Source organism: Geobacter sp. AOG1, assembly GCF_019972315.1.
Taxonomy (GTDB): domain Bacteria; phylum Desulfobacterota; class Desulfuromonadia; order Geobacterales; family Geobacteraceae; genus Geomobilimonas.
The window spans coordinates 262529-286122 of sequence record NZ_BLIZ01000001.1 but is presented as its reverse complement, the minus strand read 5'-3'; the positions used below and the strand labels follow the sequence as shown (position 1 = coordinate 286122).

The window sequence follows — 23594 nt, the reverse complement described above, 5'->3', positions numbered from 1 at the left end:
GATGTCAATAATTTAAATATTGAAATTATTTAAAAGTCGGTAACTGCAGCGATTCCGGGTTACCTAACCGTTACCGTGAGTGAGCCGACCCCGCTGATTTCGGCGCAGACCCTGTCTCCCGGGACAAGTGGGCCGACCCCCGCAGGTGTGCCGGTAAGGATGATGTCCCCCGGCTCCAGGGTGAAGATGGAGGAGATGTGGCTGATGATCTGCGTAACGGTGTGGATCATCAGGGCGGTGCTGCCGTCCTGGCGCAGCGTGCCGTTGACCGAGAGACGGATCTGGAGCTGCTGGGGGTCACTGATGGTGCCGGCGGGGACGAAGTCCGACAGGGGGCAGGCGGTGTCGAACCCCTTGGCGATCTCCCAGGGGAGGCTCCTTTTCTTGAGGTCGTCCTGTACGTCCCGAAGGGTCAGGTCGATGGCCACACCGTAGCCGGCCAGATGAGAGAGGGTCTCGTCGACGGGGATGTTCTTGCCGCCGGTGCCGATGAGGAGCGCCAGTTCCGCCTCGTGGTGGCAGTTCTTCGAATAGGGGGGTATGACGATTTCATCGCCATCCCCGATGATGGAGGTGGCAGGCTTCATGAAAATGACGGGGGCGGCAGGCGTCTCGTTTCCCAGTTCTTTTATGTGGTCAACGTAGTTGCGGCCGATGCAGAGGATCTTGCCGATGGGGAATTCCTTGCCGGCGATGGGTATACGGGCGGTTTTCATGGATAGTTCTCCTTCATGCTGGGGAAGTATGGTTTTGCACGTTTGACTGAATCATAGATTCCCCACTTTGCAACATTCTCCCGTCAGACGGCATCCCTGCCAGGTGCCGCGCCGGCGCAATTCATTTACGATGGCGTACCACATCTGGTTGTTCTTAAGGTCCCAGGTGGGGGCGACGCGGATCGCCAGGGGAGCCGAGCCGTAGAGCCGCTGGATGGCAATCTCCGCGGGGAGCCGTTCGAGGAAATCGCAGACCGTTGCCACATACTCGTCGAGGGCGAGAGGGACGAATTCACCCCGGTAGTAGAGGTCGGCCAGGCGGGTTCCGGCAACGGCATGGAGTTGGTGGAGTTTGAGCGAGGTGACCGGAAGGGATGCAATCAGTTCCGCGGTCCGGAGGAACCCTTCCCGCGTCTCGCCGGGAAAGCCGTAGATGAGATGGGTACAGAGTTCGATGCCGCGCCCGGCCACCCGGCCCACCGTCTGGAGATATTCCGCCAGGGTGTGGCCGCGGTTGATGCGGGCAAGGATGGCATCGTCCATGGACTGGAGACCCAGTTCCAGGCAGACGTAGTGATCCCTGGCCAGTTCTTCCAGGAGGCTGATTGCCTCGTCGCTCAGAGCGTCGGGTCGTGTGCCGATGGAAATACCGAGTACGTCGGGATGGGCAAGGGCGCGACCGAACAGGTCGCGGAGTTTTGCCGACGGGCCGTAGGTGTTGGTGTGTTTCTGGAAGTAGATGATGAATTTTTCGCTTCCGAGACGACAGCGGTGGTATGCCATTCCCTCGGTCATCTGGGTTTCCAGGGGAATGACCGGCTGGGTGCCGCCGGGTGAGAAGGAGCTGTTGTTGCAGTAGATGCAGCCGCCGCTTCCCCTGCTGCCGTCACGGTTAGGGCAGGTGAAGTCCCCGTCCACATTGACCTTGCTGACACGGCAGCCGAACCGGCGGCGCAGCCAGGCGCCGTAGGAGTTGATCCGGAGTTCGGGATGAATGAGGGTGGACGGCATGAATCAGTCTTCGTGCTCTTCAGGAAGGAGCGTCAGGAGTGCCTTGGCTTCGTCGCGGGGATTGTCGGCGGTGAGCACCGCCGAAACCAGGGCGATGCCGTGTACGCCGCACGCGACGACCTCCGGTACCTTGTCCCGTTTGATACCCCCCAGGGCAAAAACCGGGATCTGAAGGAGGCTGGCGATTTCTTCCAGTTTGGCTGTGCCAAGCGGTTCACCATAAACCGCCTTGGACGGTGTGGGGAACACCGGGCCAAAGGTAATGAAGTCTGCCCCTTTTTCCTGGGCGGTGATGGCATTGACCTGGTTGTGGCAGGATACACCGATGAGCTTTTTCTCCCCCATCACCATCCGTGCCCGGTAGATGGGTATGCTTTCGCCCCCCAGATGGACTCCGTCCGCATCCACCGCCAGGGCGATGTCGACGCGGTCATTGATGAAAAGTCGGGAGCCATACCGGCTGGTCAGCTTGCGCATTTCATAGGCGAGTTCGTACAGTTCCCGGCTGGAGAGGTCCTTTTCCCGCAGCTGAACGGCGCGCACACCTCCCCGCAAGGCTTCTTCCACGACTGCACACAACTCCCTCCCCCCCGTGTTGCGGCGGTCGGTGATGAGGTAGAAGTTGAAATCTATCCAGGGGTTTTCCCCGTTATTCATGGATTATCCCTTCAATGGGGCTGGAGGCGGTGGCGTAGAGTTTCTTCGGAATCCGTCCGGCCAGGTAGGCCAGGCGCCCTGCCCTTACGGCCAGGTTCATGGCCTCTGCCATGGCAATGGGATCCCGGGCGCCGGCAATGCCGGTGTTCATCAGAACGCCATCGCAGCCGAGCTCCATGGCGATGGCGGCATCAGATGCGGTGCCAACCCCTGCATCTACAATGACCGGCACCTTGACTGTGTCCATGATGATCCGGATGTTGTAAGGGTTCCTGATGCCGAGGCCGCTGCCGATGGGGGCGCCGAGGGGCATGACGGCGGCGCAGCCGACATCCTCCAGTTTCTTGCAGACAATGGGGTCGTCGCTCGTGTAGGGAAGGACGGTGAACCCTTCCTTGACCAGCACCGTCGCGGCCTTTAGCAGTTCTTCGTTGTCCGGAAACAGGGTTTTCTCGTCACCGAGCACCTCTAGCTTGACGAAGTCGGAAAGGCCAGCCTCACGGGCAAGACGGCAGGTGCGGATTGCATCATCTGCCGTATAGCAACCGGCGGTGTTGGGGAGGAGAGTGTATTTCTTCAGATCGATGTGGTCAAGGAGCGACTCCTTGCTCCGGTCACTGATGTTCACGCGCCGCACCGCTACGGTGATGACTTCGGCGCCGGAGACCTCGATCGCCCGGACCATCTGCTCCATGCTGGCATACTTGCCGGTTCCGACCATGAGCCGGGAGGTGAACTCCCTTCCGCCGATGACGAGTTTGTCAGGGGTCTGCTGCTGTGACATTGGAATGGTCTCCTTTATATAGGCGCGTGAGAGGCGCGGGGAGTTCGTGACGCAGGGGGTTCCAATCCCCGTGTCCCTGACGAGTTACCCGCCCCCAACGAAATGGACGATCTCCAGCCGGTCTCCCTGGTTCAGCAGGGTCGAGGCGTATTCCCCCTTGGGAAGGATATCAAGGTTGAGTTCCACTGCCACCCGCGATGGGTCGATCTCCAGCGAACGGAGGTAGTCGAGGACGGAAAGGGGAGGGGTCGTGCGGCTTTCGCCGTTGACGATGATTTCCAGTGACATGGTGTGTGATCCTTACCTGGAGGGAAAGGCCGACCGGTACGAAATAAAAAGGCCGCGGAAGCGGCCAAAGAGTTTAACAGGTCTTGTGGTCCGCTTCCCTACGCCGGAATTAACCGGATCAGGTTCAAAGGGTTGTCCGCTCCTGTTCGGATGGGACTCTCAGCCGAAACACCCCCAGCGAGATAGCGCCGATATGTAATTGTCGAACGTGCTGCAGAGCGGACGCTCAAGACGTCCGTACGATAGGTAACCTAGCAATATGGCGTGATTCTGTCAACTCTTTTCTTAGTTGAACGTGCACTCTCTAAGCGGCTCTAGGCTGTGGGAAAACGCACTCAACGGGATTCGTCGTCGGACCAGAAGGCACGTTTACGCTCCAGTTCGACCAGCCGTTCCTGTTCCTTGCGAATCTCGTCATTGCAGTAGGTCCAGATTCGGTAACTTTCCAGACCAAGGACAGTTATTCCCGCCGCGAAGACCGCCCAGAAATTCTCGTCGAGCCCTTTGGCAAAATGGTAGAAACCGTAGAAGGCCGCTAGATAGAGAACGTGGGGGAAGGGGCTTCCTTCCCCCGAGCCCCCCATCATCCGGGAGAGGATCAGGATAATGGCAGAGAAGCTGTAGAGGACGAGGGCGCCACTGATCATGTTGAAGGACGGCGGTTTGCCAAGCATTGCCTGGAATTCGTCGGGGAGGGACGGGAAAAAGCTGAAATCTCCCAGCGCGCAGGTGCTGATCGCAATGAAAAGCGCCAGGGCCCAGAGTCCATGATTTGCTGCGGCCTGCAGTTTGCCGATCCTGGACTTGATCTCCTGGCGGAGTTGGTCCGGGTTCCGGGGCTTGCTGGCAATTCCTTCAACATGGTTTTCAAGGTTGTGCGTCATGCCTAGGGAGCAACTTTCTGGCGGTCTGATGACCGCTGTGTCATGATTGACCGGCAGTACGGTTCGGCTCTGGCGCCTGCCCCCTTATTCACGCCGTGACCGGGATTCCCGTAATTCCTTGGACATATGCTGGAGCGTGCCTGCCACTTCTTTCAACTCCCCTTCGCAGGGGGGGGGCGGGGTTTCAAGATTGCCATGGCGCAGCTCGGCGGCGTAGCTTTTCAACAGCGCTAGCGGGACAAAGACGCTCCGACGCAGGAGTGCCGCCACCCCTCCGATCGTGAGGGCAAGGATCATGAGGGTGAAGACGGTCATTCTTTCCCCCATGGTTATGAGGGTCTTTTGCAGCGGTTCCTGGGAAAGGCCGATGTCGAGAGTTCCCAGCACCTTCTGGCTCGCATTATGGATGTGGCAGGGGGCGGTGTAGCAGGCCGGCTCATTATAGACCGGGGCGGTTATGGCCAGAACCTTCCGCCCCTTTTCATTCTTGAACTGCCGGGCCTGGTCCATCTTCCCGAGCGTGGTGATCGGTTCCGGTCCGCTGTGGCAGCCGATGCACCCCTCTGCTTTCTTGTCGACAAAGTGGTTCAGTTCGTCGCTTGCGGCGGAGAACATGACGAGCCCCTTCTTGTTGAAGATGCGGACATGTTCCACCCCCTGCTGGTCGCCGATGTTGCGGATGATGTTCCCCACCGTTTCCCGGTCCGACTTGAGCATCGCGTAGCGGGTCGACTTGACGATGGTGTCGGCAAGATTCGTGGCATGCTGCACTGCATCCCTCGTCATATCCCGTTTCATGACGGAATAGAGAAGCAGGCAGCAGACCACGACAAAGCCTGTTATGGCAAGCGCGACCGGGACAATTGCCCGGGCGGAAAAGCTCTTCGGCATGACATCTCCTCGCTTACACTACATGTTCGGATGGCATTTGATGCAGGCTTCACGTACGGTGAAAGCGGTTTTGCCGTCATGACATGCGCCGCACGATTTTCCTTCTCCCATGGCCAACATGGAGACCGGTTTGCTTTTCTTCCCTTGGGGATAGATGCGGGAGTGGCAATCGCTGCATTTGTAGAGCCCCATGTGCACCTTATGGCTGAACTTTGCGTTGCCGGCTCCGGTGACCTTGAAGTCCACATCCTTTACCGCGTGGCATTTGCCACAATCGGCCACACTGAATGCGTCCTTGCCGTTGTGGCAGCCACCGCACGATTTCCCTTTTTCCATTTCGGCCATGGTTATCCGTTTATTGGGGCCGGCGGCAAACAGCCTGGTATGGCAATCGCCGCACTGGTGCATCTCCAGGTGTTTCTTGTGGCTGAAGGGAGTGGGACCGGTTTCTTTGACCTTGAACGTGATCTCTTTTACCGGGTGGCAAGTGGTGCACGTGTCGAGGCCGAACGCCTTCTTGCCGTTGTGACAGGCGCCACAGGATTTACCCTTCCCCATCTCCGCCATGGTCACCGGTTTGTTGAGGCCGGTGGCAAAAAGGGCCGGATGGCAGGTGCCGCATGCAGGGGTGGCAGGGAGGTGGGCTTTATGACTGAAACGGACCGGTCCGGTTGCCTTGACCGGCATGATGACGTCCTTTACCATGTGGCATCTGGCGCAATCCTTGAGGGGGAAGGCTTCCTTGCCGTTGTGACAGGCGCCGCAGGATTTCCCCTTGTCCATATCGGCCATGGTGTAGGTCGCCTTTTTTTTCATATTGAAGAGGGCGTCGTGGCAGGCTTTGCAGTTGTTGTTTATCCCTTTCTGACGAATGTGCTGTTTGTGACTGAAGACCACCTTGCCCCCACCTTTAGTGCTGTAGGTGACATCCCGGAGATCCAGCGCAACGGCCACAATGGCTGACAATAAAACGACAACAGCAGGGAGAAGGATGAAGCGGAATTTCATGATTGCCTCCTGTGTGAATGATAGCTGGTTCCCGGAGGGGAGTAGGTCAGGATTATAAGGAACCGGCGTCAATTAGTCAAATTTAAATATGTATACCTAATTGTCGGGCGATGACACAAAAACGGCGCTCCGGCGAAACCGGAGCGCCGCGACATCGCAGCAGGGGTGGGGTCAGTGATGATCTTCCACCTCTTCCCATCCGTCCCACATTGGCTTGAAATGGGCAAACGGGGAATGTCCCAGAGTTGCCAGGTAGATGTGAACGAAGAGGAAGGCGAAGAAGCAGCAGGCGATGAGAAAGTGGGCGCTCACGAGGATCTTGATGCCACCGACGATGAGTATCAATTCCCGTAGCGGTGAAACATTCATGAGCACGATCCCGGACAGAATCACGAGGGGGAGGAGCACCAGCATGATCATGAGGTAGGCGGCCTTCTGCATCGGGTTGAACTTGTTATCCGGCGTGCTGTGGTGGGGATTGGGGCGCCCCAGAAAGTAGTTGAAGAAGTAGAAGAATGCCTGGCGGAAGATGCCGCTCTTCAGGTCCTCCAGATTGGGGACGTAGAGCTTGGCCAGGGTTCCTGCCACAAACATGTAGTAGAAGAGCCAAAGGCCGTACGATATTGAGACCACAATACCGGCGGTGTTATGGAGTGTTATCGCCGACTTGTAGGTGCCGAAGATGTTCACGTATTCGGGAAACCTTATCTGCAGTCCGGTAATGCAGAGGGTGACGATCCCGAGGGCATTCAGCCAGTGCCAGATCCTGACAGGCATGGGTGTGAGGTAGATGTATTCCTTGTGGTTCATGATCAGTGCTCCTTTCTGTTTTTCCGGGTCAGGAACCGGAAGGTGCCGTGGCCGATCGGCATCATGAGTCCTCCGACGAGAATGAGGGCGCCGATGATATTGAGTGGCGTGCTCCGGGTCGAGCCCATCATGTAGAAGTCGGGGGTGCCGTAGAGGAGGTCGAGCACCGCACCTTTTTCCACGGCAACGCGATTGTAGGTGCCGTTCTTATCCGGGAATGCCACGTAACTGGTCTGCATGGCTTTGGGGCCGGAGGCGTGGCAGAATGAGCAGTCCCACCGATTATCGAGAATCTGGTAACTATGGGTGACAACTTCCGGAGTCATCATTCCCCAGAGGCGCATGTTTTTCTTGCGGGCTTCATGGTTGAAAGTCCGGAGTTCCTGCATGGAAATCAAGCCATCTCCGTTCTTGTCAACCAAGCTTCGGACATCCTTTCCTTCCGGCACAAGGCTGGTGAGTTCGTTATATGATGCGACTTTGAAGTCTGCGTGGTTTTGCTTTGCCGGGCGATCCTGGATGTAGAGGGTGATCACATAATTCGTGGAGCCGGTGTGGCAGGTGATGCAGGGGATCGCATCGATGTGGAGGTCGGCCTGGGGCAGCCATTTGGTGTGGCTCGTAATGATTTTTTTTGTATCGTGGCACTTGGCGCACTGGGCATTGATGTCATCCCCCGACACGCTTAAGGGCTTTTTGACCGTGTGGGGGTTGTGACAGTCTGAACAGGCAGCCTTGCTGCCATGAAGACTTTGGGCATATTCTGTCTGGATATTGCCATGGCACTCCTTGCATCTGGCCTTGGGTGGTCTGAAACCATCCTGAGGATGGCCGGGAGTGACCCCTTCGTGGCAAGACGTGCAGCCGATCATGGCATGGGTGGTTGCGGCAAACTTGGCTTCATCGACGTAAAGGCGTTCTCCTCCTTTGCCGATGATCTCTTTACTGCCGTGGCAGTTGAGACATTTTCCGTTCTCCGCTCCCATTGCGCTTGCGACGCCGGCAACCGACAGCACCACCATGATTAGATACGACATGAGCCTGCTTGATTGCATATTCACGTGTTTCCTCCTTCTCCGTACCGATATCAGCGTCGTGCAGATGACGAGGCGGTTTCACGGCGTTAAATTTGAGACTCACTCTGGCAGGTTTTCGGCAACCTCTGCCGACGTTTCTTCTCCCTTTCGGGGGGAGCGGAAGGTGGCGATGAGTGCCCTGATTCCGTGAGGTACGATGATCAGGGCGCAGTATGCCACGAAAATCCAGAACACGATCCCGATCAGATCATCGGGGGGGCCGTCGGCGGCATGGGACGGTAGGGCGGATGCCAATGCCAGTGTGACCAGTGTCGCTATCTGCTTGATTCTGTTCATGTCAACCTCCTCCCGTGCCAATTGCCGGACGGTCTTCCGATGCATCATTTCGTTGCGGTCTGGTGTGCCACGTCCTTTTCTTTGCCGAGTGCCTTTGCGAACCCCAGAGTCACCAGGATGGCCGGAATTAGCTGAGCGGCTATGATGAGTGCGCAGAAGCCGAGGAATATCCAGACGAACAGACCGCTGTTGTCTTCCCGTGCACCCGAGGCAGCGAATGCTGAGGATGTGGAACCGATGACCATTGCCAGTGCGCTTTTCAAAGATGTTCTCGTTTTCATGACTTCCTCCTTGAGATGCCGTTTTTTATCTCCTGCTGCCGAAGGCAGCTGTTTACCACTTGTGATTGGCCTGCAGCTGGTTGATGTTCTCGAAGGCGCACTGCACTGCCTCGCGAATTTCGTCTTTGTCCTGTTTCAGCGCATGGAAGAAAATTCCCTCCCGCCGTACCTTGCGAATCAGGGGGAGAGAGACTTCGTCGGAAACCAGGATGATGGTCAGGTTGCGGTTGCATTTTTTAAGGAGCGGAATAAGGTCGACGGCCGTAAGCTCGTCGAACTCGCTCCCGAGAATAACCACCTGCGCGGATTTTTTCAGGATTCCGTACAGGGCAGTGACCGCCGAATTTGTCACCGTAACATTGTAGCCGGCCTCGATGAAGATATCGGCCATCTGTTTACGGGCATCCACGTCTTTGTCTGCAATGAGAAGTCCTAACATTGCTGTGTCCCTCTCTTTCCAGAGTATCTGTCCAAGGGTGTGCATGGTGCAACCCTCAGGCAGATTCCCCGCCTTTGCTTCCCTTTGCCAGAGACGTTTCGCCGACGGATTTCGAGAAAATTCCTTTGAGCATGGACCCGAACAGGATCAGTCCCGGCACCAGCTGGAAGGCGATGATGAGAGCGCCAAAGCCAAGGAACAATGTGACCAGCAGGCCGTTCCCTTCAGATTCGGCACCGGAAGCGGCGATGGCTGACGAGCAGGCTATCAGCAGCATGGCAATGATGTTAGTTAATGTTTTCATGACGTCCTCCTTGTTAAATCCATCTGTAACGTTTCTGTCTTTGTATGTGCACTGGTCGTGCCATGGTGAACCATATTTTATTAAATATTACTAACTTGTTGTTTTCCTTGACGATAACGGTGCAAAGGCAGCGGATTGGAACGGGGCTAACCCACTAAAATGTATAATTTACTTATGCAGCGAAGGGGGGAAAGCACCCCGCAACTTCTCGCAGGGTGTGGGGGAGTAATGCAGTGATATCAGCGTGTTATAGCGATAAAGGTGGGATGCATAAAAAAAATATACGTACTTGGGGGCGATGAATATGCTGCCAAAATTGCCGTAATACCTTGTCTGTAGCTGATTTATGGGTTGCACATGGCTTTGCCGGCGCATGTTTCCGGTTATTTATAAGGTTTGACTTGTGTGGCCAAATACGGTATTTTTTGAAAAAGTTCATTATAGTTCGCAAACTGCCAGCTGTTCAGCGTTCAGGATCGTGAACGCCTCCGAAGTAACGTTAGATAGGCCGGCAAGAAACATTCTCCTGGTTACTCCCTGTATGCAGCATTTCTGGTAATCAGCCATACCCGTCGGGACGCACTGCAATCGAGAAGGGAGCTATAGTAATGGAAGTAATCGATGTCCTCGTGGTGGATGACGAAGCGATTATCCGTGAAGGGCTCAAACGGATTCTGGAGCATGCGGGGTATAATGTCGCGAGTTCGGCAAGCGGCCAGCATGCACTGGAATGCATGCAGGAGGAGAATTTCGGGCTCGTAATCACCGATCTTAAAATGCCGGGGATGAGTGGCATGGAAGTGCTCAAGGCGATCAAAGTCCTGCAGCCCGAAGTGCCCGTCATCATCATTACCGGCTATTCCACGGTGGATACGGCGGTGGAGGCGATGAAGAACGGTGCGTTCGACTATATCGCAAAGCCGTTCACTCCCGACCAGATTCTTGAAAAGGTGTGCAAGGCTCTCGAGCAAAAAGCGATGATGCAGGAAAATTTCTGCCTGAAAAAAGAGCTTGGAGAACACAACGGCTTCGACATGTTCATCGGCGAAAGCCGCGAGATGCAAAAGGTCTACCGACGGATCATGCAGGTAGCCCCCACCGACAGCACCGTTCTGGTTACCGGAGAATCCGGAACGGGAAAAGAGCTCGTGGCGCAGGCGATCCATCGGCACAGCAAGCGCAGGGACCAGCCTTTTGTTGCGGTGGACTGTACTTCCCTGTCGGAGAATCTTCTGGAGAGTGAACTGTTTGGCCACATCAAGGGGTCGTTCACCGGTGCCATACAGACAAAAACCGGCCTTTTCAAGGTTGCCGACGGCGGCACGCTTTTCCTCGACGAGGTGGCCAATATAAGCCTCACCACCCAGGCTAAGCTGCTGCGGGTTCTTCAGGAACGGGAGATAACCCCCATAGGTGGTACCCAGCCGGTTCCCATAGACATCCGGCTGGTGGCGGCGAGTAACAAGGGGCTGCGTGAAATGGTGGCGAACGGCACCTTTCGGGAGGACCTCTTCTTCCGGCTCAACATCATCCCGATCGACCTTCCCCCGCTGCGGGAGCGAACCGGAGACATCCCCCTTCTCATTGGCCACTTCCTCCGGCAGTTTTCCGAAGAGATGGGAAAAGATCTCAAAGGGATTGCTCCCGACGCGCGGTCAGTCCTGGAAGAATACCCCTATCCGGGCAATGTGCGGGAACTGGAGAATGTCGTTGAACGGGCCGTAGTGCTGACGGAAGGGGATGTGATCCAGCGGGAAGACCTGGAAATGCAGGTGTCGGGGGAAGAGCAGTCGGAGCAGGCCGGTGATTATGTGCCGTTGAATGCTGATGAACTGAAAGAAACCAAACGTCAGATACGGGAACGGGCAGTCGAGCCGATAGAGAAGGCCTTTGTGCTCCATGCCCTCAAACGCAATAACTGGAACATTACCCGGGCGGCCGAGGAAACCGGGATGCTTCGCCCCAATTTCCAGGCACTCCTGAAGAAACTCAAGATTTCGGTCCGGAACGAAGCTAACAGCTGACCGCCGGGTCGTAGTCCTACAACATAACCGATCCGGACATGCCCGCATCGTTGCCGTCCGATGCGTTCTCAACGGTCTCCCCATCTGATGGAAGCGGTAACCGGATGGTAAAGACAGTACCCACCCCCACGGTGCTCTGCACCTCGATGTTCCCTCCGTGGCTCTCGACAATTCCGTAGGACACCGCAAGCCCAAGGCCGGTCCCCAAATTTTCCTTGGTGGTAAAGAACGGATCGAAGATCTTTCCGAGGTTCTCATCCGGTATGCCGCAACCCGTGTCGCGGATGCTGATGAATAGTCTGTTGTCGACGCTTGTCAGGCCGGTGACGACGGTCAGTTTTCCGCCGGCTGCCATGGCATGGCTGGCATTGAGCAGCATATTCACGAGCACCTGCTCAATCTGGTTCGGGTCGACGAGAACCGGCGGCAGTGTCTGCTGGTATTCCCTTATAACCGTTATGTCGTGAAAGCTCGACTGGTGTGTCACCAGGTCAAGGCTGGCGTCGATGAGGCCGTTGATCTGCGTTGGAATCTTGTGGGGTACAGATTCCCGGGCGAAGTCGAGGAGCCCCCGGACGATCTTCGCACAGCGCTGGGTTTCCCTCCTGATCTTTTCCAGATCGTCCTTGAGTTCCGGGTTGAGGCGGGGGTCGTCTCCGACGAGGGAAGAAAATACCAGAATGCCGGTCAGGGGGTTATTGATCTCATGGGCGATGCCTGCCACCAGTTCCCCCAGAGAGGCGAGTTTCTCCGACCGGATCAGCTGGTCCTGGATCTGTTTCAACTGATGGGTGCGCTCCTCCACCTTGACTTCGAGATTTCTTCCCCAGTCCTCCAGTTCGTCGCGGGCCTTTTTGAGACTGACGGTCATGGTGTTGAATGCGGTTGCCAGTTCCCCAAGTTCGTCGCTTGAGGAGGTCAGGACTTTGGAATTCAGTTCGCCGCGGGCGAGCAGGTTGGTGTGCTTGAGAAGTTGTTTGACCGGGCGGCTTACCAGTGCCTGGGTGCAGAGGGTGATGCTGAGCCAGATAAGCAGCAATAGAAAGAACGTCAGTGAAGTGAATTTATACCGGTAGGAACTGGTGATGGCCATGACTTTATCGAGGGACACCACGACATCAAGTACCCCCAGGACCCGGAAATTTTCCGGGTGGAAGTGACATTTGGCCGTGTAGCAGCTCTCTTCGTTGTAGATCGCCTTGGCCAGTCCCAGAACCTGTTTCCCTTTGGCATTCGTGAAAAAACGGCTCCGGTTCATGGTGGATGCGTGAGTCAGGGGGGTCGCTCCCGCATGACACATGTTGCAGGCGGCCGCCTTCTTGTCGACAAAGGTGCCGATCTCCTCGTCTCTGGTGGAAAAGATGATGCGGCCGTCTTTGTTGATGAGCCGGATACTCTCAATACCGCTCTGGGTCCCCACCTCCTGGATCATCTGATACGCCCGCAGTCGGTCGTCATCCAGCATCTGGTGGTGGGTGGTCTTGATGATGGACTCGCTCAGGTTTTCCGCGTCGGAGACGGCTTCGTCGAGAAAAATCTTCTGGAGGGTCTCGATGTTGATATAGGCGAACAGGGCCATGAATACCAACAGCACAAGACTGGTCGAAATGGCGAGCTTTGCTATGAGGCTGAGGCGAAGAGTCGGCAAGGTGGAGATCCTGTCATTTCAGACAAGGTGGTAAAACTGTATATTAAATTACATTAAAGTATAAAATGGCTATTCGTCAAGAGCTTATCGCGAACAGGGTGAATTTACCACGCCTGTCGGAAGGCCTCTTCCTCTCTCCTTCTTTATCTCCGACTTTTGTGAAATGTCCCCCCACCGCCGCATATATTGACTTGTCGGTATAAATAGTGTAATTTCAGTCTGCTAAACTTCATGCAAAATCAAGGGGATTGCCGGATATTTCGCCACACGGAGCCGTACTAAACGCGTTGACCATAGATGTGGAAGACTGGTACCATGTCTGTGGAGAAGAAGAACGGGTATCGTTGCTGTCTCCGGAACGACGGGTCCGCCGTAACGTTGAACTGATCCTGGACCTGCTGGCGGAAGAGGGGTGTACGGCCACGTTCTTCATGCTCGGTTCCGTGGCGGAACAGGAACCGGAACTTCTCCCCCTGATTGCCGGGGGAGGGCATGAGATTGCGTCCCACGGTTACTCCCATCGCCTGATCCCCGAACTCGGTGCAACGGCTTTCCGGGAGGAACTGCGGCGGACATCCGCCATCATCGGGAGCCAGACTCAGGTTGTACCTGCAGGGTTCCGGGCGCCCCGCTGGTCGCTCTCCCGCGAGACCCCGTGGGCGTTCGAAATCCTCGCGGAAGAGGGATACCGTTATGATTCAAGCCTCAACCCTCTCCCCTTTGTAGGGGATCGCCTTGGTGCACGGCTGCCGTTTCGTCGTGGGGCGTCCGGTGGGGATTTACTGGAATTGCCGCCACTGGTGACGCCATTTTCCGGCTTCAATCTCCCGACGGGTGGAGGATGGGGGCTCAGGTTTTTTCCGCTTCCCCTGATATGCTCCACCATTGAAAAGCTGAACAGGCAGGGGGCGCCGGCAGTGCTCTATCTGCACCCCCGCGAGCTTGACCCCTTCGGGCCGCGGCTGGAATTGGCTCCGCTTAAATCCTTCGTGGTCTACGGCCCGCGAACGGACGTCCGGCAGCGCCTGCGGCATCTATTGCAGCGATTTCGCTTCGGATCCATGTGCCAGTTGGTTGAACAGTGGCAATCTGCATAATCATACCGGCGTACAACGCCGTCAACACCTTGCCATCCGTGGTTCGGGAAGTTATCCAGGCGGGTATGCCCGTTCTCGTGGTGGATGACGGTTCCAGTGATGGAACAGCCGCCAGCGTAGCCGGTCTGCCGGTCAACCTGCTCCGGCATCGAGAAAACCGCGGGAAGGGCGCTGCCCTCCGGACCGGCTTTGGCTGGGCGTTGCAGCACGGATTTGTCGGAACGATCACACTTGATGCGGACGGCCAGCACGAACCGACGGCTATTCCCCTCCTGGCCGAGACGGCCCTACGTGATGGTTGGGATATCCTGCTGGCGTCCCGGTTCATCCAGTTTCAGCAAATGGCGGGACTCAGGCGCCACTGGAACCATTTCGGCGCCTGGTGCATGAAAAAGCGGACCGGTTTCGACATCGACGACAGCCAGTCGGGCTTCCGTTATTACTCGGCCCGGTTGCTGCGAACGGTCACGCTGGTGAACGACGGATACAACCTGGAGATGGAAATTCTGATAAAGGCATGGAAGGCCGGCATGACCATCGGCTCGATCCCCGTGCCTGCCCGGGTCGCCGACGGCCGGGCGACCAGCCACTTCCGGCCGGTGCGGGATACCTGGAACATCTGCATGACTTTCCTGCGGTACATGTAGTTTTGACCGCCACAAAGAGAGAACCCAATGCTGCAGAGCATTAAGAACTATTCGACGGAAAAAATCGTCTCGCTCCTCCTTTCCCTTGCCACCACCTCGTCCAACGAGACCTTGGCCCGGATGACCTACCTCATGGAGCTGATTCCCCGGAAGGATTACTACAAAGAGCGGATTCGCTGGATTCGGCAGCTCATCCGGGAGAATCATCCGAGCATCGAGTTTCCCCGTCGCATCCTCCGCGACGTGCATCCCAACCAGCGGCAGAAGTGGATCACCAATCTGGCGGTGAACCATCTCCTGGCCGGTACCAACAAACGGAAGGCCTGGGCCGACCGGGAAGGGTTTTATCCCCCGTCAACGGTGGTCATCAGCCCGACCATGAAGTGCAACCTCTCCTGCTACGGCTGCTATGCCGGCGACTACGGCAAGAACCTGGAGTTGAGCCTGGATGAGGTCGATTCGGTCCTCATGCAGATGAAGGAGATGGGGGTCTATTTCGCGGTCATTTCCGGCGGAGAGCCGTTCTTCAAGAAGGACATCTTCGAGATTTTCAAAAAGCATTCGGACATGGCCTTCCTGGTCTTCACCCACGGGGGGTTGATCGACGAGCAGGTCGTTGAAAAGCTCATCGAGGTGGGGAACGTGATGCCCGCCTTCTCCCTGGAGGGGTACGAGGCGGATACCGATGCCCGGCGCGGTGCGGGACACTTCAAGAAGGTGATGCGGGCCATGGACCTCCTGCGGGAGGCAGGGCTCTCCTTCTGCGGTTCCTTCACCCAGACCAGCCGCAACACACACGTCATTACCGACGGCGGCTATATCGACATGCTGCTGGATAAGGGGGTGTTCGCTCTCTGGCTCTTCACCTACGTGCCGGTCGGCCGGGAGCCGAGTCTGGAACTCATGGCCACCCCGGAACAGCGTGACCTGCTCAGGACCAGAGTTGCCGAGTTCCGCGCCACAAAGCCGATGCTCTTCGTCGACTTCTGGAACGACGGGCCGATCATCAGCGGCTGCATTGCTGGCGGCCGCAAGTATTTCCACATCAATGCCAACGGTGATATCGAGCCGTGCGTTTTCTGCCATTTCGCGGTGGACAACATCCGCCGGACAACCATCAGGGATGCCCTTAATTCCCCACTGTTCCGGAAGATCCGGGAGAAACAGGGAGAGCATGATAACCTGCTCCGTCCCTGCATGCTGATCGACCATCCCGACGTGGGGCGCGAGCTGTACAACTCCTCTGGCGCCTATGCTACCCACGAGGGGGCCGACGAGATATTTACCGACCTGGCCGGGCAGATGGACGGGTACGCCGAAGCCTATGCGACCATTGCCGACCCCGCCTGGGAAAAAGAGTACGCCGAGACCGGCCGGGACGGGGCGCGGGGCTGCTGCCTGAAACGATGAGCGCGAGTCCCGGTGCAGCACCCACAGGGTATGTGGAAGGGGTATACAGTAGTCTCAGCCTCTTTCTCATCAAGCTCTTTACCATCCTGGTCCCGCGCTGGCTCTTCCCCCCCTTCGCCTTCGTCACGGGGGGGCTGTTCTATCTCTTTACGGTCGAGCGACGGCGAGGCATCCGGGCAAACCTGCGGATCATAACCGGTCGGGGGGATGTGGAGCGTCTTGTCCTCTCCACGTATTATAAGTTTGCCCGCAACTGGTGCGACATCATGTTGATGATGCGGCTACGGGGAGAACGGCTGGAGCGGCTCATCGCGTCGAAGGGGTCGGGACGCCCCCTGGACGAGGCACTGGAAAAAGGGAACGGGGCAATTCTCATCACCCCCCACCTGGGGAACTGGGAACTGGGTGGACTCGGACTGGCGGAGCGGGGGTATCGGATCAATGTCCTGACCTTCCGGGAGCCGGACGAAAAGATCAACGCCATGCGGGAACGGGTGCGGCAGGAGCGGGGCATCGGTTTCATCTACGTTGATCGGGACGCCACCTCGCCGCTGGCCATCATCGAGGCAGTCAACGCCCTGCGCCGAAACGAGGTGGTTGCCCTGCTGGGTGACCGTGACGGCTCCTCCCACACCCGGCAGATGGAGTTCTTCGGGCGGCCTACCGGCATTCCGGTGGGTGCCGCCTACCTGGCGCTTGCAAGCGGAGCTCCGATCCTGCCGGTCTTTATCCCCCTTGAAGGGGATCGTTACGCGACCTACATGGAAGAGGCTATTTATCTTTCGGGGGGCCACGGTGACCGCGATGACCTCATCCGGACCGGCGTCGGCAAAGTGCTCCGGGTATTCGAGACCTACATACGGAACTACCCTGACCAGTGGTACAACCTGTTCGACTACTGGCAGATCACTACCAGTGACACAAAGGAATTAATGAATGGCCGAAGAACTGATTGAGAAGGTTAAACAACTGATTATCGACGCCCTCCGGATCGAGGGGATGACGCCGGCGGATATCGAAACCGATGCGCCGCTTTTCGGTGAAGGACTGGGTCTCGACTCCATCGACGCGCTGCAGCTGGTGGTTGCCATGGAGAAGGAATACGGCGTGGTGGTCCCCGACGCGGCAACCGGGACCAAGGTCTTCAGGTCGGTTCGCAGCATGGCCGACCATATCGCGGAACATCGCAAATGAAGCTCCTGCTCGTCTCTCCCGGCTGGGAACGGGGGAGACTGTGGGGTGAACTGGGGTTCAAGTTCCCCTCGCTGTCACTGGCCGCCCTGGCGGCGGTAACCCCCCCGGCATGGGAGGTGGCGCTCTGTGACGAGAACATCGAGCCCCTTCCCCTGGATACCGATGCCGACGTGGTGGCGCTCACCGCCATGACCCCCCAGGCGCCCCGGGCCTACCGGATTGCCGCCGAGTTCAAGGCACGGGGGAAGACCGTGGTCATGGGGGGGTTCCACGCCAGCAACCTTCCCGACGAAGCACTCCGGCACGTGGATGCCGTGGTGGTCGGCGAGGGTGATCTGGTCTGGCCCCAGATGCTGGATGATCACTGTTGCGGTCGTCTCCAACGGCTCTACCGTTCCCCCTCCCTCATCGATATGACCGCCATACCCGTTGCCCGACGGGAGATATTCGCGGGCAAACGGTACCTCCTCACCAATACCCTGCAAACGACCCGCGGCTGTCCCTTCGATTGCGAATTCTGTTCCGTCACCGCCTTCTACGGCCGGAAGTACCGGAAGCGCCCCGTGGGGAGCGTGCTGGCTGAGCTGGAGACCCTGCGCAAAGCGAACTCCTTCGCCTTTTTCGTCGACGACAACCTGGTGGCGGACCGGAAGTACGCCATGGAGCTCTTTGCGGGAATGAAGGGGATGAACTTCAAATGGCTCTCCCATGCCCCCATCGATTTTGCCCGTGATGGCGAATTCATCGCGGCGGCTGGCGAGGCGGGATGCGTGGGGATGTTCGTCGGGTTCGAATCCCTCAACCAGCAGGCCCTGTCGGCCATGGGGAAGGTGACCAACACGGCCCGCTCCTACCTGGATGACGCCAAGGTCTTCCGCGATAACGGCATCGGTATTCTCGGTTCCTTCGTCCTTGGTTACGACGGCGATACCCCGGACGTTTTCGAACGTCTCCTCCGCTTCTGCGAGGAAGCCCGGATCGAGGCGGCCATCTTCCCCATCCTCACCCCCTATCCCGGCACTGACGTCCGCCGCCGCCTGGAGGCGGAGGGGCGGATTACCTCCGATGCCTGGGAGGACTACGACATGGAGCATGTGAATTTCCGGCCGGTGGGGATGAGCGCCGACGAGCTGCAACAGGGGTACGACTGGCTCAACCGGGCGTTCTACTCCCTCCCCTCCATGTACCGGCGGATATTCAAGCTGCACCGCTCCGTGCAGGTATTCGCTCCCATGAACTTCGGCTTCAGGAGTGCGCTCAAGCGCACCAAAAAACGCACCGCGATCGGAGATGTCCCGTAAATGAACTGCTTCATGTTTCCCGGCCAGCCCCTCTCCCATGGAACCGAATGGCCCGACGATCCCGATTTCAGGGCCATCGCCGACATTGTCCGGCGCCGGGCCTTTTTCGACCTGGAAGGGTTTTCCTGGATCGGGACCGGGAGTACCGATAATGTGAAACTGCAGGTGTTCGGCACCGCCATGAGCCTCTACCGGTTCTGGATCTTGCGCCGGGAAAACACCCTGCCCGATTTCATTGCCGAGCACAGCATGGGGATCTATCCTGCCCTGGCTGCCTGTGGCAGCCTGACTGAGGAGGAGGCGATCGAAATGACCTTCCGGGTCGGGGTCTGTCTTGCCCGGATGGGTGAGACCCGCAGCTACGCCCTCGGCTGCGTGGTAGGCCTCTGCCGGGAGCCGCTTCTCGCCATTGCCGAGAACCACGGGGTGTTCATGGCCAATTACAATACTTCCCGCCATTTCCTCCTTTCCGGCGAGCGCCCCAACATGGAAGAGGCGATGGCGGAGGCCCTGGCCACAGGGGCCTTCTCCGCCCGGACCTTCCCGTGCGATACGCCGCTCCACACCCCCCTCGTCGGCGAGATCGATAATGAACTGCGGGGGATATTTGCCGACTACCGCTATGCCGAACCCCGGACCCGTCTGGTGGACCACATCAACCAGGATTGTCTAAGCGCGGCCGATCTGGGCGATTTCCTCCGCGAGGAGCTCCAACGGCCGGTCTACTGGGAAAAAACCTACCGCGCCCTGCGCGCCGCCGGTGTCACGGGTTTTGTGGAGGTTGGCGAGGGAGATTCCCTGAAAAAATACAACCGCTGGATCGACGGCGAGATGCGGTCATGAAGTATCACGAAACCGCCATAACGGTACGTTTCAACGAGGTGGACGCCTACCGGGTGGCGTGGCATGGCCACTATGTCACGTGGATGGAAGTGGGGCGTAGCGATCTGGCCGGGCAGTTCGGACTGAATGCATTCGAGATCGAGACCGCCGGTTATCAGGCGCCCGTGGTGGAACTGGAGCTCAAGTTCAAGAGGCCGCTCCGTTTCAATGATGAGGCACGGATCCAGACTACGGTCCGGCGGACGGAGACCGCCACCCTGGAATTCCACTGCCGCATCGTCGGCAGTGACGGCACGGTCGCGGCCACCGGCCGGACGGTACATGTCCTGACCGATGCCGCCGGCGTCCTCCAGTACACCCTGCCTCCGGTGATCGGCGAACGGCTGGAGCGACTCATGGCCTACCTGGAGGTGTAAGTGAAGATTCTCCTCATCTCCGTCAACCGGGAACGGAGTCCCTACCCGGTATTCCCCCTGGGGCTCGCCTATCTGGCCGGTCCCCTGGCCATGGCGGGGCACTCCCTGGAACTCCTCGACCTCTGTTTCGAACCCGACCCTGTGGCTGCCGTTGCCGCTGCCATCGAACGGTTCGCCCCCGCCGCCGTTATCCTTTCCATCCGCAATATTGACAACGTGACCTATCCCGGCTCCCGCTCCTACCTCGACGGCGTCCGGGAGGTGGTAACGGCCTGCGGCGGCCATGCGCCGGTCATTCTCGGTGGCTCCGGCTTTTCCATCATGCCACGGGAGGTTCTGGCCGCCGTTGGAGGGGATTTCGGCGTCGTGGGAGAAGGGGAGGAAGTCCTTCCCCGGCTCCTGGCAGCCCTTGCCCAAGGGGAAGACGTCGGGCTGCTGCCGGGGGTCCTCGTCAGGGGGAAGGATGGCCATGTGCTTCCCCATCCGGTCCAACTGATCGGTACGCCTGACCGCCAGCTTTTCTCCGTGGAGCGCTACAGCCGCGAGGGGGGGATGGCGAACCTGCAGACCAAGCGAGGGTGTCCCTTTTCGTGCATCTACTGCACCTATCCGCTTCTGGAGGGGAGCCGGATGCGGCTTCGCCCCATCCCCGACATCATCGCCGAGATTCGGGCGCTCCGGGACGGGTACGGTGTCAGTTACCTCTATTTCGTGGACGACATCTTCAATTACCCCATGGATTTTGCCGCCGATCTCTGCCGGGCCATGGTTGCCGCGGAGTTGAACGTCAACTGGTCCGCCTTCATCAATCCCGGGTTCGTGACCCCGGCGCTCCTGGAGGCGATGGTGGCTGCGGGGTGCGATGCGGTGGAGTTCGGTACCGAGGCGGGGTCACCGGTCATGCTGCGGAACCTGGGGAAATCCTTCGGCGTGGCGGAGGTACGGGACGCATCCCGGTTCTGCAGGGATCTGGGGGTGGATTTCGCCCATTACATCCTGTTCGGCGGCCCGGGGGAATGCGAGGCCACGGTCCGGGAGACCTTTGCCCTCATGGACGAAGCCGGGCCGACGGCGGTCATCGCCATGACCGGTATCCGGATCTTCCCCGGCACGCCGCTCCACCGGCAGGCGCTGGAAGAGGGGGTAATCACCCCGGAAACATCGCTCCTGGAACCGGTCTTCTACCTCTCGGCCGCGATACGCGATACCCTCTGCGACCTGGTGACCGAAGAGGCGATGAAACGGAAAAACTGGGTGGCGGCCGGTCTTGAGATCAACATCAGCGACGCCATGCTCGACGCGCTGCGCCATTTTCCCGTGCGGGGTCCCCTCTGGAAACTGATGAAGCGGCTGGGGAAAAGCCGGGTAAAACCGATGTGAAACCAAGCTGTTGACGTGTGAGGTATAGTCATGGAATTCAGGGACAAGATCGTCGTCGTTACCGGTGGCACCCGGGGGATCGGGCGGGCCATCTCCCTTCACTTTGCCCGGGAAGGGGCGCGGGTGACCGCCGCCTACCTTGCCGATGAGGAGGCGGCGCGGAGCATCGAGGCAGAAGCCGCCGGCCTGGCCGGTACCATCGCCGCCGTGCGGGCCGACGTCAGCACCTCCGCCGGGGCGATCTCTGTCATCGAGGCGGCCGCGAAAGAGAGCGGGCACCTGGACGTGCTCGTCAACAATGCCGGCATTATCCGCGACGGTTTCCTCCCCATGATGGCCGACGAGGACTGGGATGCCGTGCTCAGGACCAACATCGATCCCCTCTTCCACTGTTGCAAGTGGGGGGTGCGAAAGATGCTCGGGAAGAGAAAGGGGAGCATCGTCAACCTGTCGTCCATCTCCGCCCTGACCGGCACCGCCGGGCAGACGAACTACGCCGCCACCAAGGGGGCGGTCATCAGCTTCACCAAGGCGCTTTCCCGTGAAACGGGCCCCATGGGAATACGGGTGAACGCCGTGGCGCCGGGCTTGATCGAGACCGAGATGATTGCCGTCATGAAACGGGAGACTGTCGATGCCATCATCAAGGGGGCTTCCCTCGGGCGGATCGGCCGGGCCGAAGAGGTGGCCGAGGCGGTGGCCTTCCTTGCGTCGGAGCGGGCCGCCTATATCACCGGCCAGTGCCTGGTGGTGGATGGGGGGATCATTTAGGCCGCCACGAAACTTCCGGGACATCCCCTGGGGACGGAGAGAGAACGCACGGGGAACCGCTGAGAGCAGGTTTCCTTTGCGTTCTTTCCCTTTTTGCGGTTAAAATAAAGGCCACATTCGGTGCGGCATCGGCCGGATAGCCCGGTTGTCTTCCTGTGAGAATGAAACCCAGAAGGTTCAATGGTACGTAAACGGATCGCCATAACCGGCCTCGGCGTTTTCAGCGCCGCCGGCAAGAATGTTCCCGCCTACCGGGATGCCCTGCTTAATGGCCGCAGCGCCATCGGGCCGGTGGACCTGTTCGATGTTTCCCCCTTTTCGGCCCGGATCGGTGCCCAGGTGCGGGATTTCGATCCTCGTGACCATTTTGACCGCCGGACCGCCGACAGGCTCTCCCGTGCCGACCAGTTCGGTGTCATTGCCGCCGGCGAGGCCCTGGCCGACAGTGGGATCGCCGGCCATTATTCCCCCTATGACATGGGGGTTTCCATGGGGGCAGGGGCGGGGGGGATGTTCCAGGCGGAATTCTGGCTCCAGGATATCCTGGCGGGGCGCAAGGGGCATCCCAACGCCCTGCGGGGGCTCCTGCCTGACCGGACCTCCACCTCCATCGCTGCCATCTACAAGCTGGCGGGTTACCAGGGGAGCATAACCACTGCCTGTTCGTCGTCGGCCACCGCCATTGGCTGGGGGGCCGATCTCATTGCCACCGGGCGGCAGAAGGCGGTCCTTTGCGGCGGGTCGGACAGCCTCTGCGTCCTCACCTATGCGGGATTCAACTCCCTGCGGGTGGTGGACCCGGAGCCGTGCTCTCCGTTCAGCCTCGGACGCCAGGGGATATCCCTCGGCGAAGGGTCGGCTTTCGTGGTACTGGAAGGTGAAGAGGATGCCCTGCGTCGCGGGGCAAGGATTTACGGCTATATCCTCGGCTATGCCATCGTCGGCGAGGCCTACCACATGACCGCCCCCGAACCGAACGGCACCGAGGCGGCCCGGGCGATGACCGGCGCACTTCGCTCGGCCGGCGTGACAACCGGCGATGTGGGGTGGGTGAACGCCCACGGGACGGGCACTCCCTTAAACGACGTGGTGGAATCGAAGGCGATGCGGCAGGTCTTCGGCAACGGCGTGGCGGAGGTCCCCCTTGTCTCCACCAAGGCCCTCACCGGGCATTGTCTCGGTGCGGCAGGGTCCATGGAGGCGCTTGCCACCATCATCGCCCTGAACGAGGGGGTTATCCCCCAGACCCTCAATTTCCGGGGGGTCGACCCGGAGTGTGACCTGGAGTACTGCCACGAAGGTCCGCGCCGGAGCGATGCCACGGTGGCCCTTTCCAACTCCTTCGCCTTCGGGGGGAACATAACCTCCTTGGTGATAGCGAAATGACGTTCAGGGGCGAACCTCGTGTCCGCCCTGA

Annotated in this window: 27 protein-coding genes and 1 riboswitch; of the genes, 12 read left to right on the top strand and 15 right to left on the bottom strand. The window is 58.8% G+C overall.

From position 1 onward, the window contains the following. Positions 1 to 59 precede the first annotated feature (59 nt). The 14 genes from LDN04_RS01270 to LDN04_RS01205 form a co-directional block, all read right to left on the bottom strand. Positions 60 to 716: a fumarylacetoacetate hydrolase family protein gene (locus tag LDN04_RS01270; RefSeq protein WP_223905558.1), complete on the bottom strand. Its 657-nt coding sequence runs from the start codon at positions 714 to 716 to the stop codon at positions 60 to 62. 51 nt (positions 717 to 767) lie between these two features. Next, positions 768 to 1727 carry a TIGR01212 family radical SAM protein gene (locus LDN04_RS01265; RefSeq protein ID WP_223905557.1) on the bottom strand — a complete coding sequence of 320 codons (960 nt, stop codon included), beginning with the start codon at positions 1725 to 1727 and terminating at the stop codon, positions 768 to 770. Between the two features lie 3 nt (positions 1728 to 1730). Then, a complete protein-coding gene (thiE, locus tag LDN04_RS01260) occupies positions 1731 to 2384 on the bottom strand; it encodes a thiamine phosphate synthase (protein ID WP_223905556.1) in 654 nt (217 codons plus the stop codon). Further along, positions 2377 to 3168, bottom strand: coding sequence for a thiazole synthase (locus tag LDN04_RS01255; RefSeq protein ID WP_223905555.1), 792 nt, complete (start codon positions 3166 to 3168; stop codon positions 2377 to 2379). The genes thiE and LDN04_RS01255 overlap by 8 nt, the downstream gene beginning before the upstream one ends. 84 nt (positions 3169 to 3252) lie before the next feature. Further along, positions 3253 to 3450, bottom strand: coding sequence for a sulfur carrier protein ThiS (gene thiS, locus LDN04_RS01250; protein WP_223913315.1), 198 nt, complete (start codon positions 3448 to 3450; stop codon positions 3253 to 3255). Positions 3451 to 3534: 84 nt separating this feature from the next. Continuing rightward, positions 3535 to 3642, bottom strand: a riboswitch (TPP riboswitch). A gap of 149 nt (positions 3643 to 3791) precedes the next feature. Next, complete coding sequence (locus LDN04_RS01245) at positions 3792 to 4340, bottom strand: menaquinol oxidoreductase (protein WP_223905554.1); 549 nt, start codon at positions 4338 to 4340, stop codon at positions 3792 to 3794. An 84-nt stretch (positions 4341 to 4424) separates the two neighbouring features. Beyond that, complete coding sequence (locus LDN04_RS01240) at positions 4425 to 5231, bottom strand: HAMP domain-containing protein (protein WP_223905553.1); 807 nt, start codon at positions 5229 to 5231, stop codon at positions 4425 to 4427. Positions 5232 to 5249: 18 nt separating this feature from the next. Then, positions 5250 to 6239 carry a cytochrome c3 family protein gene (locus LDN04_RS01235; RefSeq protein ID WP_223905551.1) on the bottom strand — a complete coding sequence of 330 codons (990 nt, stop codon included), beginning with the start codon at positions 6237 to 6239 and terminating at the stop codon, positions 5250 to 5252. 171 nt (positions 6240 to 6410) lie between these two features. Further along, positions 6411 to 7049 (bottom strand): cytochrome b/b6 domain-containing protein, encoded by a 639-nt coding sequence (locus tag LDN04_RS01230; RefSeq protein ID WP_223905549.1) that lies wholly within the window; start codon positions 7047 to 7049, stop codon positions 6411 to 6413. Positions 7050 to 7051: 2 nt separating this feature from the next. Next, positions 7052 to 8086, bottom strand: coding sequence for a cytochrome c3 family protein (locus LDN04_RS01225; RefSeq protein ID WP_223905547.1), 1035 nt, complete (start codon positions 8084 to 8086; stop codon positions 7052 to 7054). Between the two features lie 99 nt (positions 8087 to 8185). Next, complete coding sequence (locus tag LDN04_RS01220; protein WP_223905544.1) at positions 8186 to 8422, bottom strand: hypothetical protein; 237 nt, start codon at positions 8420 to 8422, stop codon at positions 8186 to 8188. 44 nt (positions 8423 to 8466) lie between these two features. Next, a complete protein-coding gene (locus LDN04_RS01215; RefSeq protein ID WP_223905542.1) occupies positions 8467 to 8703 on the bottom strand; it encodes a hypothetical protein in 237 nt (78 codons plus the stop codon). A 52-nt stretch (positions 8704 to 8755) separates the two neighbouring features. After that, a complete protein-coding gene (locus LDN04_RS01210) occupies positions 8756 to 9142 on the bottom strand; it encodes a response regulator (RefSeq protein WP_223905540.1) in 387 nt (128 codons plus the stop codon). 55 nt (positions 9143 to 9197) lie between these two features. Beyond that, positions 9198 to 9446, bottom strand: coding sequence for a hypothetical protein (locus tag LDN04_RS01205; RefSeq protein WP_223905538.1), 249 nt, complete (start codon positions 9444 to 9446; stop codon positions 9198 to 9200). A 608-nt stretch (positions 9447 to 10054) separates the two neighbouring features. Here LDN04_RS01205 and LDN04_RS01200 point away from each other — a divergent pair. After that, positions 10055 to 11470, top strand: a complete 1416-nt coding sequence (locus LDN04_RS01200) for a sigma-54 dependent transcriptional regulator (protein WP_223905536.1) — start codon at positions 10055 to 10057, stop codon at positions 11468 to 11470. 16 nt (positions 11471 to 11486) lie between these two features. Here the strand turns inward: LDN04_RS01200 and LDN04_RS01195 are convergent, their stop codons facing one another. Next, a complete protein-coding gene (locus tag LDN04_RS01195; protein WP_223905534.1) occupies positions 11487 to 13118 on the bottom strand; it encodes a HAMP domain-containing sensor histidine kinase in 1632 nt (543 codons plus the stop codon). A 287-nt stretch (positions 13119 to 13405) separates the two neighbouring features. Between LDN04_RS01195 and LDN04_RS01190 the strand changes: the two genes are divergently transcribed. The 11 genes from LDN04_RS01190 to LDN04_RS01140 all read left to right on the top strand — a co-directional run bounded on the left by LDN04_RS01190 (position 13406) and on the right by LDN04_RS01140 (position 23563). Beyond that, the gene (locus tag LDN04_RS01190; RefSeq protein ID WP_223905532.1) at positions 13406 to 14215 is read left to right on the top strand and encodes a polysaccharide deacetylase family protein; all 810 of its coding nucleotides are present in this window, start codon (positions 13406 to 13408) and stop codon (positions 14213 to 14215) included. Beyond that, entirely contained in the window at positions 14200 to 14862 is a 663-nt protein-coding gene (locus LDN04_RS01185; protein WP_223905530.1) for a glycosyltransferase family 2 protein, read from the top strand. The genes LDN04_RS01190 and LDN04_RS01185 overlap by 16 nt, the downstream gene beginning before the upstream one ends. A 27-nt stretch (positions 14863 to 14889) precedes the next feature. Beyond that, entirely contained in the window at positions 14890 to 16272 is a 1383-nt protein-coding gene (locus LDN04_RS01180) for a radical SAM protein (RefSeq protein ID WP_223905528.1), read from the top strand. Further along, positions 16269 to 17228, top strand: a complete 960-nt coding sequence (locus LDN04_RS01175) for a lysophospholipid acyltransferase family protein (protein WP_223905526.1) — start codon at positions 16269 to 16271, stop codon at positions 17226 to 17228. The genes LDN04_RS01180 and LDN04_RS01175 overlap by 4 nt, the downstream gene beginning before the upstream one ends. Beyond that, on the top strand, positions 17209 to 17466 hold the full coding sequence (locus LDN04_RS01170; RefSeq protein WP_223905524.1) for a phosphopantetheine-binding protein: 258 nt from the start codon (positions 17209 to 17211) through the stop codon (positions 17464 to 17466). The genes LDN04_RS01175 and LDN04_RS01170 overlap by 20 nt, the downstream gene beginning before the upstream one ends. After that, the gene (locus LDN04_RS01165; RefSeq protein ID WP_223905522.1) at positions 17463 to 18767 is read left to right on the top strand and encodes a B12-binding domain-containing radical SAM protein; all 1305 of its coding nucleotides are present in this window, start codon (positions 17463 to 17465) and stop codon (positions 18765 to 18767) included. Before LDN04_RS01170 ends, LDN04_RS01165 begins: the two co-directional genes overlap by 4 nt. Then, positions 18768 to 19610, top strand: a complete 843-nt coding sequence (locus LDN04_RS01160) for an ACP S-malonyltransferase (RefSeq protein ID WP_223905520.1) — start codon at positions 18768 to 18770, stop codon at positions 19608 to 19610. After that, the gene (locus LDN04_RS01155; protein ID WP_223905519.1) at positions 19607 to 20026 is read left to right on the top strand and encodes a thioesterase family protein; all 420 of its coding nucleotides are present in this window, start codon (positions 19607 to 19609) and stop codon (positions 20024 to 20026) included. The genes LDN04_RS01160 and LDN04_RS01155 overlap by 4 nt, the downstream gene beginning before the upstream one ends. After that, a complete protein-coding gene (locus LDN04_RS01150) occupies positions 20027 to 21406 on the top strand; it encodes a lipid biosynthesis B12-binding/radical SAM protein (RefSeq protein ID WP_223905517.1) in 1380 nt (459 codons plus the stop codon). A 30-nt stretch (positions 21407 to 21436) separates the two neighbouring features. Next, a complete protein-coding gene (fabG, locus tag LDN04_RS01145) occupies positions 21437 to 22177 on the top strand; it encodes a 3-oxoacyl-ACP reductase FabG (RefSeq protein WP_223905515.1) in 741 nt (246 codons plus the stop codon). A gap of 180 nt (positions 22178 to 22357) precedes the next feature. Continuing rightward, a complete protein-coding gene (locus LDN04_RS01140; protein ID WP_223905513.1) occupies positions 22358 to 23563 on the top strand; it encodes a beta-ketoacyl synthase in 1206 nt (401 codons plus the stop codon). Positions 23564 to 23594: the final 31 nt, after the last annotated feature.